At 61.8% G+C, this 12,422-nt stretch carries 10 protein-coding genes and 2 pseudogenes; 1 reads left to right on the top strand and 11 read right to left on the bottom strand.

Going from position 1 to position 12,422, the window contains the following annotated elements:
- Both LN450_RS13855 and LN450_RS13850 read right to left on the bottom strand, forming a co-directional pair.
- Positions 1-863: pseudogene (locus LN450_RS13855) on the bottom strand (IS3 family transposase); the annotation flags it as partial.
- A 139-nt stretch (positions 864-1,002) separates the two neighbouring features.
- On the bottom strand, positions 1,003-3,153 hold the full coding sequence (locus LN450_RS13850) for a Ulp1 family isopeptidase (RefSeq protein WP_170808640.1): 2,151 nt from the start codon (positions 3,151-3,153) through the stop codon (positions 1,003-1,005).
- Positions 3,154-3,576: 423 nt separating this feature from the next.
- On the opposite strand from LN450_RS13850, the pseudogene LN450_RS13845 reads away from it, so the two are divergent.
- Positions 3,577-4,538: pseudogene (locus tag LN450_RS13845) on the top strand (IS1595 family transposase).
- 226 nt (positions 4,539-4,764) lie between these two features.
- Here the strand turns inward: LN450_RS13845 and sctC are convergent.
- The 9 genes from sctC to LN450_RS13800 form a co-directional block, all read right to left on the bottom strand.
- Complete coding sequence (gene sctC / locus LN450_RS13840; RefSeq protein ID WP_011346107.1) at positions 4,765-6,588, bottom strand: type III secretion system outer membrane ring subunit SctC; 1,824 nt, start codon at positions 6,586-6,588, stop codon at positions 4,765-4,767.
- An 81-nt stretch (positions 6,589-6,669) separates the two neighbouring features.
- Positions 6,670-7,500, bottom strand: a complete 831-nt coding sequence (gene sctT / locus LN450_RS13835; RefSeq protein WP_011346106.1) for a type III secretion system export apparatus subunit SctT — start codon at positions 7,498-7,500, stop codon at positions 6,670-6,672.
- Positions 7,497-8,006, bottom strand: a complete 510-nt coding sequence (locus LN450_RS13830) for a type III secretion protein HrpB7 (RefSeq protein ID WP_008575461.1) — start codon at positions 8,004-8,006, stop codon at positions 7,497-7,499. Before LN450_RS13830 ends, sctT begins: the two co-directional genes overlap by 4 nt.
- Positions 7,999-9,327 carry a type III secretion system ATPase SctN gene (gene sctN, locus LN450_RS13825; protein WP_008575459.1) on the bottom strand — a complete coding sequence of 443 codons (1,329 nt, stop codon included), beginning with the start codon at positions 9,325-9,327 and terminating at the stop codon, positions 7,999-8,001. The genes LN450_RS13830 and sctN overlap by 8 nt, the downstream gene beginning before the upstream one ends.
- The gene (sctL, locus tag LN450_RS13820) at positions 9,317-10,018 is read right to left on the bottom strand and encodes a type III secretion system stator protein SctL (protein ID WP_008575457.1); all 702 of its coding nucleotides are present in this window, start codon (positions 10,016-10,018) and stop codon (positions 9,317-9,319) included. The genes sctN and sctL overlap by 11 nt, the downstream gene beginning before the upstream one ends.
- Entirely contained in the window at positions 10,003-10,632 is a 630-nt protein-coding gene (locus LN450_RS13815; RefSeq protein ID WP_011346105.1) for a type III secretion protein HrpB4, read from the bottom strand. Before LN450_RS13815 ends, sctL begins: the two co-directional genes overlap by 16 nt.
- A gap of 7 nt (positions 10,633-10,639) precedes the next feature.
- Positions 10,640-11,401 carry a type III secretion system inner membrane ring lipoprotein SctJ gene (sctJ, locus tag LN450_RS13810; RefSeq protein ID WP_008575454.1) on the bottom strand — a complete coding sequence of 254 codons (762 nt, stop codon included), beginning with the start codon at positions 11,399-11,401 and terminating at the stop codon, positions 10,640-10,642.
- Between the two features lies 1 nt (position 11,402).
- Positions 11,403-11,795: a type III secretion protein HrpB2 gene (locus LN450_RS13805; protein ID WP_008575450.1), complete on the bottom strand. Its 393-nt coding sequence runs from the start codon at positions 11,793-11,795 to the stop codon at positions 11,403-11,405.
- A gap of 33 nt (positions 11,796-11,828) precedes the next feature.
- Positions 11,829-12,284 (bottom strand): HrpB1 family type III secretion system apparatus protein, encoded by a 456-nt coding sequence (locus LN450_RS13800; protein ID WP_011346104.1) that lies wholly within the window; start codon positions 12,282-12,284, stop codon positions 11,829-11,831.
- Positions 12,285-12,422: the final 138 nt, after the last annotated feature.

The following is a 12,422-nucleotide window of genomic DNA, read 5'->3' as shown; positions in this document are numbered from 1 at the left end:
GCCGTTTTCATAGGCCCAGCGGTCCAAGACCTTGCCGGCAAACTCACTGCCGTTATCCACTTTGATCGCTTCCGGCTTGCCTCGTTGAACGACCAGCCGCACCACTGCGTCGGCGACATCGTCAGCGCCCAAGGACTGATCCACGAAGATCTCCAGGCACTCATGCGTGAAGTGGTCCAGCACCGGCAGCAGCCGGAAGCGACGGCCATCGAACAGCGCGTCACTGACGAAGTCCATGCCCCACAGCGTGTTGGGCGCCGTGGCCACCTTGATCGGTTGCCGGCGACGACTGCTGCGACTACGTCGCGGGCGACAATGCCGCAACGACAGGCCTTCTTCCTTGTAGATGCGATGCACCCGCTTGTGGTTGTCCCGCCAGCCTTCGCGCCGCAGCACCACCAATACGCGTTCGCAGCCATAGTGGATGCGCGTCTGCGTGATCTCGCGCATCCGCAAGCGGATGGCGCTGCAGTCGCGCGCCTTGGCCTTGTACGAAAACGCCGAGCGCGACATCGCAACGATCCGCAATGCGCGTCGTTCGCTCACGCCGAAGCGCTCTCTCAAGCGGACAACCCAGCTGCGCTTCTGGGGCGCCCTTAGAGTTTTTTTGTGACCACCTCCTGGAGCATCGCCTTGTCCAGGCTCAGGTCGGCAACCAGCTGCTTGAGCTTGCGGTTTTCCTCTTCCAGCACGCGCAGGCACTTCAGTTCGGAGGGTCCAAGCCCACCGTATTTCTTGCGCCACACATAGAACGTCGCCTCCGCAATGCCCATCTTGCGACACACCTCGCCAACCGCCATCCCCAGCTCGACCTGCTTGAGCGCGTATGCGATCTGCTCTTCGGTAAAACGGGACTTCTTCATCGCCTGATTCCTCGTGATCCACGGGGCCCATGCGGGGCGAAGTCTCTACTTTACGTCGGCACGGTTTTTCGGGGGTGGGTCAGTTGATCAGACCTTCCCTAATCCTGCCAACCCTACTTTACCGCTGATGGTCGAACTGCTAGAACTTTTTCCACCACTTGCTTTTCTTTTTCTTCTGTTCGTTGGATCGTGCGGGAACTTGCCTGATGCTGCTTTCTGCTGGAGCTTGCTCCGCTTGGGCAAGACGATCCCTGATGAGGCCGCGGTCTGGTTCGATATCAGTCAGGTCCCTGCCGCCTGCGTAGTCGAAGGTGCCGTCGAGTACCCTGTGGGCCAACACCTCTATCCCGGTCAGCACATGATCGCCGCAGGAATAACCGTCCGACTGTATCGCGATGGGCATTTCATGAGTTTGTTGATAATCAAGGCCAAGGTGATAGGCCGCCATATCAGCAAGGTAGCGTTGCTGTGGGTCCTTCTGTGCCATGGAATCATAGTGGTAGGCCGCAACAGCGTCCTTGTTACGCCGGTCGACGACGAGCAATGACCAATGAGCGTTGGGCTGATTGATCGGCAGGAACACGATAGGTGGGATGTCGTCTCCGGCAAGAAGGCGCTGTGCGCGGGCCTGTTGGTCTGGATCTGCGGAGCTCAGCATGGTCACTACCTGCGAGTCGGCAAAGTGGAGTAAATGGGCGTTGGGCTCCCCTCGCAATCGGCGAGCTAGGTCATCGGTGTAGGCGCGCAAATGTCCATCCAGCAGCCACGAAGTGGCCCTCACTGGAGGAAGTTCGGGGTCTGCGACGTCCTGGGGCGACGGCAGATTGTCCACATCGATCCTTTCAGGAGTCATGGCCGAATATCCCATGGGGGTCTGCGTGCCATGGTTATTAGGGTACTCTTCTTGCTGGGGGATGTTGAGGTCGAATTCGCTACCGTAATGGCTCATGGAGGAGAGGCCATCGAAGGTCGAGTCCGTGCTTTGGGCGGGCGTGGCTTGCTGCCACCACCCTGGCTGCTCGATTTCCTGGGGGGTGTTAAGGTCGAATTCGCGATAACCATAGTTCTGCCTATAGTCCAAGGACTCAAGATCATCGAAGGTGGAACTCGACGCTTCGGGCTGGGCTGGCCATGCACGATGGGAATAACCCGCCGGAGTATCGGGATGCCACTCACCTGATGCGTTCTGCGGCCAACCGCCAGAAGGGGTGGGCGGGAACAGGGACGAATAGGAAGAACCCGCCGGAGTATGGGGATTCCACGTTTCTTCTGGCCGATGGAAGGCCTGAGGGGGACTGTATGGAGGCAGATCCGGTTGTTGATAACGCATTCTGAAGTTGGCTCGAATTGCCGTCTGGATGCCTTGGGATGCTCCTGAAATCACTGCTTCACCCAGACGAGTCAGTTCGCCGGTTTCCTCGTCGACCATTTCTTCCAGGTCTGCTTGTGATAAATATCCGCTGCTTGAATCATTGATGCTGTACGCTCTATTGCTGAATTTGCTCGAAATCTCAAGAAGCAAATTTGGTTTTTGATGGAGGGTCCGGAATACGCCTTTTAGAGGCTTGCTTTTTGGAGTGGGCTTGCTTTTTGGAGCGGCCAAGGCCAGTTTGCGTCTCTCACTTGCTAGATACAATCTTTTCTTCTGATCTGGGGTCATGTATCGAAGGATGCCAGGTAGCCCTGGGCCGAATGAGCCATCACCACGCAGGTAAGCATGGAATCTCACACGCACTGGCACTTTCTCTAATGCTTCATATCTTGGTATATATTCCATAATTTCGTTGATCTTGCATTGGGCTCCGGCTTCGACTCTGGCTTTGGCTTCGGCTTTGGCTTTGGCTTTGGCTTCGGCTTCGGCTTCGGCTTTGGCTTTGGCTTTGTCAATGCGATCCAAAGTCCGTTGACTTAGCGTAATTTTTCCACTGCAATCCGACTCCAGTCGGCTCAGCGCAACTTCTCGATATTCAGGATCCGCACAATACTCAATTCGTCTTATTATTTGATGTATGACTTGGTCGCGTTGATCTTCATTCAGTTCCTGAAGCATCTGCCTGCCATTTACATGCGACAAGCCACTGTCCATCAAAAAGGCAGCAAAGCTTGGAAAGCTTCTTTGTAGCTCGGGAATACCTTTGCCATCGCCATAGGCGCTTATTAGTTCTAATATTTTTAAGTAATCCCTATGGGTTCTGGAGGTCGGCGCGGCCGCACGCATCTGATGAACCGAGCCATCGGCATGCACTTGCGTAGGATTTCTTCGTGGGAGAGATTCAAGCAACGGATGCATGTTATAACCCGCGCCGTGGTTTTCCCGTTGTTCTTCATGAGGCGGAGAATTGCGGTAATCATCCGCCGCTTCCGTCATTTCGCGATATTTTTTATAGTCGAAATTAAATATCCTGTCCATTATTTTAAAGTTCAAAGAATTGTAAGCAATGGTATTGATAATTTACTAGACATCCACGATGTAATTAAACATCGGAGACGAACAAGCTTCCTCTGAAGCGATCTTCCCGTGTCGGGTTCTGGCGAGAATCGCTCGGTTTCGCGGTCGTTCACTGAAGTGCTGGCTGGGACGACGAAGGCATACGGAGTGACCGGCACCTTCCCAACAGGCGACCTGATTAGCCCCGACCTTCAGCCAGCAGTCGCAGGATCTGCGCCAGGCGGGGTTGATGGTGTCGTCACCTAAAGTCAACGAGGTGGCGAGATGAGCATTAATACTGTGCAGTTCCAGGCTGGATTGTCGCTGCCTGAGTTCTTTGCGTCCTACGGCACCAAGGCCAAGTGTTACCGCTCTTTGTACAGATGGCGGTGCCCACATGGATGTCGTTGTCCGTGCTGCGCCGGGCGCGAGCGCTCGCGCTTCAAGCGGGGTGGCGTCGTCTACTACCAGTGCAGCTCGTGCCGGCACCAGACCAGCCTGATCGCAGGCACGATGTTCCAGGGCACCAAGCTGCCACTGCGCGCCTGGATGCTGGCGTTGCACCTGTTGACCTCGAACAAAGCCAACATGGCTGTGCTGGAGCTGATGCGTCACCTGGGCGTCAACTACAAGACCGCCTGGCGGATGAAGCGCAGATCATGCAGGTCATGGCCGAGCGCGAAGCCATGCGTCGACTGTCCGGGTTCGTGCAGATCGACGATGCCTACCTGGGAGGGGAGCGCAACGGTGGCAAGGCTGGGCGCGGCTCGGAGAACAAGCAACCGTTCCTGATTGCGGTGCAGACCGATACCAGCCTCACCGCGCCGAGCTTTGTGGTGATCGAGCCGGTGCGCAGCTTCGACAATGTCGCGCTCACGGACTGGATCGCCCGTCGCCTGGCGCCAGAATGCGAGGCCTACACCGACGGATTGGCCTGTTTCCGCCGCCTGGAAGAGGCCGGCCATGCACACACCACACTGGACACCGACGGCGGACGCGCAGCCACAGAGGCCGCCGGTGCCAGGTGGGTCAATGTGGTGCTTGGCAACCTCAAACGTGCCATCAGCGGCGTCTACCACGCCATCGCGCAAGGCAAATATGCAAGACGGTATCTGGCCGAAGCGGCCTATCGCTTCAACCGCCGCTTCCGTCTGCGCGAGATGCTGCCACGACTTGCCACGGCGATGATGCGTTGCAAGCCCTGCCCGGAGCCGGTCCTGCATGCTGCCAGCAATTTCCATGGCTGAGGGTCAGGGCTAATCAGGACAGGCGAAGCCTCAGCCACCCGATGATCATCCAGGCGGCGGTCTCAGGCGCGCTGAGTCGATACACATCCGCACCAAGCACTTGACCAGCCTGATGATTGCCCAAACAATCCCGGCAATATCCGGCAATATCCGGCCGATGGCATGCAACGATTGTCAGACAATTGCAGCCCCCCCCCATCGCCTAGCGATGGCTTTTCGCGAACCATCAGGGCGACACCACATGCGGGGTCAGCAGAAACAGCCGTTGCATGCGGGTCCCGCTTTTTTGGCGGTGCTTGAACAGATTACCGACCAACGGAATCTTCGACAGGCCCGGTATCGCATTCAGATCGGTCTCGTCGGCATCGTAGGCGTATCCTGCAATCAGCAGGCTTTGGCCTTCATTGACGAACGCCTGGGTCGTGATCTCGCTGGAGGTAATGACCGGAATGCCGTCCACGGTGTTGGATCCGAGCTGGCCATCCTCGATACGCACATCCAAACGCATCTGACCGTTCGGCGAGCCCGGCACCACGCTGGGCAATACCCGCAACGACACCCCGGCGGAGAGGTTATAAAGATCGGCCGATGCGTATCCGCTCACCCGGACGAATGCCTGTTGCTTGTGGTCCATGACCGCTTCGACGTTGTCCAACGTCGCAACCTGGGGCGAAGACACGATCTTTGCCTTGTTCGTCGTCTCCAACGCCGACACGCGCGTCATCAGGTAGCGCCCCGCATCTCCCAACACGGCCGTCAAGGTGCCGCCCACCGGCGTGGTCGCGCCATCGGTGGCAGCGCCGCTCAATGCGCCGTTGAAACCCAACTGACCGCCACGGCCGTCGCCGGTCTGTATGTCCGTGTGCTGGCTGTGGAAGCGCCAATCGACACCGAGATCCTGCATGGCACCATCGCGGATCTCGATGATGGTGGCATCGATCTGCAGCAACTTGGGCCGGTTGTCCAGCTGTTGGATCAGGGTGCCGTAGCTCTGCATCCGCTCCGGTCGATCGCGGATCAGGATGGCGTTGGTGCGCGGGTCGGCTTCGATCACCGGCGCATCGGAGGCCAGCTCTGCGCCACCACCGGCGTCGATCGGATTGGATTCATCGCGCCGCCCCTTGCTAAGTTCCGGCCATACGCTGGCCGGCGACCCCGCAGCCGCGGCGGCTCCGCTGCCGGGCAACGGCGGGCTGACCGGCACGCGATCGGACGACGATGCGCCCCCGAACCAGGACGAAGGCAGCCCGAGGATGCCGCTGGCTCCGCCACCTTGACCCTGTGCGGCATTGCCGAATGTGTTGGAGGACCCACCGCCGATCGGCTGTACCCGCCCAAAGTTGGCGCCAGGCCCGGGTATCGCCGCGACCGGTGCGCCGCGTGCACCGTACATGCTGCGCAACAGACTGGCCATGCCGGGAATCTGCACATCCTGGCCGCCGATGCGCGTCGTGTGGTCGGCCGCTTGCGCATAATGCAACTGAAACACCTGCACTTCGGTGGCATCGCGCTGACGCGCGCCCTGCTCGACCTGCTTGGCAATCGCCGAAACGGTATCCACATACCCTGGCGGCCCGGAGACCACCGCCACATGCGCGGCCTCGTCGTAACGCACCGGGAAGCGCGGATCGTCCAGGCGCATGCGTGCAAGTGCGTCGCGCAGTGACTTCGTCGATGCAGTCCCCAGGCTCAAGGTCGCGCTCTTGGATTCGTTCGCACCCCAGATCCTGAGCACGGCACCGTCGTAGTACCAGACAAAGCCGTAGGTGGCCGCCAGATCGTCGAGGAATTCCTGCGGGGAGGTTTCGAATTTGCCGCTCAGGGTGCCGGTCACCTCTGGCGAGATCCAGGTGGCGATGGACTGGCTGGCGGACAAATCACGCAGCACTTCTTTGAGATCCTTGTTGTCGGCGACGTATTTGAACGTGCGCGAATGCCACGGGACCTGGGCGGCGTCGGCATGTGGCGACAACAGCGGCAGCAGGCTGAGCATCAGTACGGCGGCCAATGGAGCACGTCGGCGGTGGGCGGTGGTACAGGCAGGAGCCATGGCGTTCCCTCTGCTAGGCAAGTGAAAAAGTCGATAGCGACCAGTGTAGGAAGTGCAAAGCCGGGAATGTCTCAATAAAGATCAGTGCGTCGCGCCTCCCTTGCCAGACAGGTTGGCAGCATCGTGCAATTGCTGCTGGAAATGCAGGAAACCGAGTGCTTCGCCGAATTGCGCGATGAAGACGCTGGTCAGCAAGGCGAGCAGCAACAACGCCAGCACCCCACGGATTGGCTGACTCAAGTTCGACGGTTCGAGTTTATCGGCCGCTCGCGCCACCAGGCCGATCGCAAGATCCACCAGCACAAGCACCAGCATCACCGGTGCGGACAGTTTGACGACGGCGGCCATCATGCTGTCGGATTGCTGGATCACGAACGATTCGGCAACCGCCCCCATGTTCGGCCCAAGCTGGGTCAGCGGCCACCAGCGAAACGATTCGAACAACGCGCCGAGCAACATCAGCATGCCGCCCAATGCGTAGAACGAAACGATGGCCAGTTGCAGCAGCACCGTGGACACCGGCGTGCTTTGCTGGCCGCTGAGCGGGTTGGTCATCTGCACATTGTTGTAACCGGCAAGGTCGTCGATCAGCAGGCCAACGCTCTCGGCGATCCAGAACACCGTCGATGCGGCAAACCCGATCAGCAGACCGACGAACGCCTCCTTGAACACCACCCCGACCAGGCCGGCCGTCTGGATCTTCGCCAGCGCATCGGCCGGCTGCCCATAGGCGATGAACGAGCTCAGGACGTAGATGACGCCATTGCGCGCAATTCCGGGAAGACTGTCCTGCGCCGTTGCCGGTAGCACGATGAACATCACGAACACGCGCACCCCGCACAGTGCCAGCAGGGTCAACAACGACACGCCCTGCGAGGAAATGGCCAGCAAGGCTTCGGTGGCGTCGTTCATCGGGCGCCCCCATGTGCGGCGCGGTGCGAACGCAGCCCGACCAGTGCCTCGATCGCGTCTTCTTCCTCCGCTGCGTCGCGTTGCGCCTGTCTGGCGCGGCGCGCACTGGCGGCCTTGTCTGCGTATACCTGCGCCTGTGCCTGCAGCTTGCTCAGTGCCTGCTGCACGGACGCGAGCTCATCGCGGGCACTATGCAATGACTGATCCGCCGCTGCCCGCGCCTGCTCGGCAGCACGACAGGTCTCGACCAGCACGGTGCGGAAGCGTTCGTGCTGCAGGATCGTATCGATATCGATCGAACCCCCCACGCCGGTTTTGTCCATCAGTGCTGCATCGCAGTTGGCCAAGCGCGTGGTGCAGGCCTCTGCTTCCTGTCTGCACCTGGCAAGTTCGCGGTCGCAGTGTTCCAACGCACGCCTGCAGTCACTCAGGCGTTCCTGCATGCGCTCGCAGCGGCGTGCCTTGAGCTGGTGCAGCACCGACCAGGTGTAGGCAGGCTCACGCATCGTCGGTCACGCTGGTCAGCAGTTCCAGCGTATTTTCGTAGGCACTGAGCTGGTCGGTCGGTTGGCTGAGAAAGTCGCGGATCGCATCGATCCTGTCGATCGCTTCGTCGGCAACGGCATCGCTTCCCTGACGGTATTCGCCCACCTGCACCAGGGTTTCCACCTCGTTGTACTTGGCGAGCAGGCGCCGCAACCGGCCAGCGGCCTGGGAGTGGTCGTACGGGACGATCTGGCTCATCACCCGGCTCAGGCTGGCCAGCACGTCGATTGCCGGGTACTGGTTCTTGGCCGCGATCTCGCGAGAGAGAATCAGGTGCCCATCGAGGATGCCGCGCACTTCCTCGGCAATCGGATCGCTGCCGGTATCGTCCTCGGCCAGCACGGTGTAGAACGCGGTGATCGACCCGCTCTCGCCCATGCCCGCGCGTTCGAGCAGGCGCGGCAACTCGGCGAACACCGATGGCGGAAAGCCGCGGCGTGTGGGCGGCTCGCCGGCGGCCAGACCGATCTCGCGTTGCGCGCGGGCAAAGCGCGTCAGCGAGTCCATCATCAGCAGCACGCGCAGGCCCCGATCCCGGAAATACTCGGCGATGGCGGTGCCGACGTAGGCGGCCTTCGCGCGCTCGATCGATGAGCGATCGGAGGTTGCGCAGACCACGACGCTGCGTGCCAGACCATCGGCGCCGAGAATCAGCTCGATGAACTCCCGCACCTCGCGCCCTCGCTCGCCGATCAGCACGATCACATTGACATCGCACTGCGTACCGCGCGCGAACATTCCCATCAAGGTGCTCTTGCCGACGCCTGCTGCAGCGAAGATGCCCATGCGCTGGCCCTCGCCCAGCGTCATCAGGCCATCCACGATCCGCACGCCGGTCGGCATGGGGTGTTCGATCAGCCGCCGACGCATCGGGTCCGGTGCCTGCGCCTGGATCGGCACCCAGGTGTCACAGGCGATTGCGCCTTGCCCGTCCGATGGCTCGCCCAGGCCGTCGAGCACGCGGCCCAGCAAGGCCGGTCCAACGGGCACCGCCAACGGGCGCCCCAATCCGATCACGCGCGTCTCGCGCGACAACCCGATCAGCTCCCCGAACGGCGCCAGCAACGCCAGATCGCGACTGAAGCCCACCACTTCGGCCCGCTGCAACAAGGTGCCATCGCGTTGGCGCAACTCGCACACCTCGCCCAGGCTGACCTGCACGCCGGCCACCTTGAGCATGGTGCCGACGACTTCGACCACCTTGCCGTAACGACGACCGACCGCGAGCGTGGCCAGTTCGCGTTCGAGCGTTGTCTCCAGCAGGGGCGTCTCAGCCAGCATCCGCCGGCTCCTGGGGTGCGGCCAACACGCGGCGAATGACGCGCCGCAGACTGCTCAGCTGATCGCGCAGATCGGTCTCGAACACGCCCGTATCCCATTCGCACACGCAGGCGCCCACGGCCAGGTCGGCATCGCCGCATAGCTCGACCTGCAGGGTCCAGCCCGCCTCGGTGGCGGCCGCATCGAAGGCGCGCCGCGCAGCGTCCACCGCGTCGGGGTACACGCTCACCCGCAGGGCCTTGGCCTCGTCCAGGGCACCTTCCAGGGCCTGCGCCGCACGCGCATACAGCGCCGCGGGATCGTGTCCGAGGATGATGTGCTCGCAGGTGCGCGCCACAATCTCGGCCAGACGCTCGCGTGACCGCTGCGCGGCCGCTTCGGCGGCAAAGGCATGGCGCAGGCCCGATTCGTTCCACTCATCGAGCTGACGTCGCAGGCCGGCTGCATATCCCAGGCGTGCGCTGCGCTCGGCCTTCTGGCGCGCATCGTGCAGGATCGCCTCGGCCTGCTGCTGGGCCTCGTCGACCAGCGTCTGTGCACGTGTCTGCGCCTGGCTCAGGGCCTGTTCGCAGCGTGCGTGCACCTCGGCAGTGGCAGCGTCCAGCGCCAACACCGAGGCCAGCGCCTCGCGCGGAATGACATCGCAATCCAGGCCGATCGCATCGGGCGTTGACCTCAACCACAGACGCATGACGCCTCCGGTATCAGGGTGGGAAGCGCGGTCAGGAAGGCATCGCTCGCACCGTCTGCTGCGACGGTGGCCACCTGTGCGGCGCCCAACGGCAAGGACAGCGCCAGCAGCTTGGCAACAACCGGGTTGGACCAGACGCCATCGGCCTGCATCCGACGCCAACCGTCGCCGACCCACGCCGCCTGATCGGCATCGCGAGGCAACAGGGGCACGGGGAGGCCGGCGGACGCGTTCTGGCGCACATGCTCAAGCACGGCCGGCCCCACACACTGTTCGAGCCAGTCCAGACGTTCGCGCTCGATACAACGACGCACCGCCAACCCGCGCGAGAACAACGCCCGCGCGATCAGGACCTTGGCCAATCGCGCGGGCATCAGCAGGGCAAGTTGGTTCGCATGCAGGCCGAGTGCAGACGGCGACAATTCCGACCATCCAGACCACGCCTGGATTACCCGCATACGACGGTGGACGGGCGCCGCTGCCCAGCCCGACGCTGCCACCGGGCCAAGCCAATGCGCCACCCGTGCGGCGTCCAAGGATTCTGCCAGTTGCGCCAACGCGTCCGTCCAGCGCTGAACACAGCGTGCCGCATTGTCGATCCGCGTGTTGTCCATTCGGCGCTCACCCGGCTTTGCCTTTCTTCAACTCGCGCAGGCGCTGCCAGCCGCCCCAACGGCCCGCCTGCGGGTTTGGCCACCAATACAGCGCCGCCGCGCCCGCCAGGCACAACGCCAACGCACACCCGGCCAGCCACGGCCATGGCGAAGGTCTCGGCGGTGCCGATGCGGTGAACTGCGCATCGCTCTCCGCTCCGCCCGGCACCAGCGTGACACTGACGTTTTCGTAGGTGAGTCCCTCCACGCTGTGCATGACCAACGTCTTGATGTTGGGCACCAGGCTGGTCAGATCGCTACCGACGCGGAACTTGATGAACACCGCAGCGCTGGACGGCTTTACCGAGGTGGACAGCGGGTCGTTGTTGGGCAGCACGATTTCCACATCGGCCGAGATCACCCCATCGATATTCGACAAGGTCTGCGATAGCTGCTGCGACACACCATAGATGAAACGTACGCGCTCTTCGGTGGGTGTCGAGATCAGCCCGTCCTTCTTGAACATCTCGCCGAGATTGGCGTGCCGCTCATGCGGCAAACCATGCGCGCGCAGCACCTCCAGCGAATAGGACACCTGATCGTGCGGTGCGTTCACCGCCCAGGTCTTGCCGTCGTCTGGCGTGACCTTGGACGCATCCACGCCCGCATGCAGCAGCACCTCGAGCATGTCGTTGGCATCATTTTCGGTGAGCCCGGAGTACAGCTGCTGACTGCACGCAGACAGCAGCAGCGCCACCAGCAGCACCACCAGGCATCTCGGCGCGCGCATGCTACTGGTTCTTCACCAGCGTCTGCACGGCGTTCTTTCCCGATTGCGCCACGCCCACGCTGACATTGAGGTTGAAGCCGACCATGGTCAGCTCGTGCATCAACTTGATCTGCTGCGCTGCCATTTCCTGCAGCCCCATGGTCGGTGCCTGCATGCTGAAGGCATCGATATGCTCGGCGATGGTGCGCACGCCATCGTTCTGCACATCGACCACCCGGCTCATCATGCTCGGGTTGCCTACGCGCTGCATGGCGGGCGGCAAGGGGCTGGAGGATTGCATCAGCGCTTGAAAGCGATTCACCAGCGCTTGGTTGGGCGTTGCCACCGGCGACAGCGCTTGGGTCGCGGCAGCACTGGTGCCGGCAATCGCTTGGACAGGAGGAATGAGCGTCATCGCATACTCCTATGGGGTCGGGACTGGCGTCACTCAGGCGCGCAGGTACTGCGAATTCGGAACTTCCATCGGTGCTGAAGATTCGACCGGTACTTCCGCCGGCGCGGACGTTGGGGTGCTTCGCCCGGACAGCGCCTTGACCAGGGCCACCGCATCGGCATCGGCGTCTTCTTCGATCAGCCCGTCTGCAACGCCATGCCACGACGGGTCCCCCATCGCGAACAGGCAGCAGGCGTACAAGGCCCTGCACAGCGGCTTGGAGCCGGCGTCGCTCTCCAGTTCGCGCAACAGGCGCGCACCTTCCACGTAATTGCCGCGCTTGATCGAAATCCATGCATCGAAGGTGTCCAGCGCTTTCAGCTCTGGCCGCAGGACGCGGACTGCGGCCAGCACAGCGGCAGCGTCCTGAATCTTTTCATGGGTGAGTCCGACCGTGATCAGTTCGATGAGCCCACTCACGACCGACCCGGGACATTGAGTCTTCTCCACACTGCACCTCGTTTTTAATGGCATGCGGACCGTACACGTGGGGAACGCTACGCTCGCCACGCCGGCCGGATCCTTTCGGAAGCGAATATCGGAATTCGCTGGCGAACAAATCATTCCAGCTTCGCCAGGCCATCCACA

Origin of the sequence: Xanthomonas euvesicatoria pv. euvesicatoria (assembly GCF_020880415.1) — a bacterium.
GTDB lineage: Bacteria > Pseudomonadota > Gammaproteobacteria > Xanthomonadales > Xanthomonadaceae > Xanthomonas > Xanthomonas euvesicatoria.
This window is presented reverse-complemented; position numbering and strand designations above follow the sequence as displayed.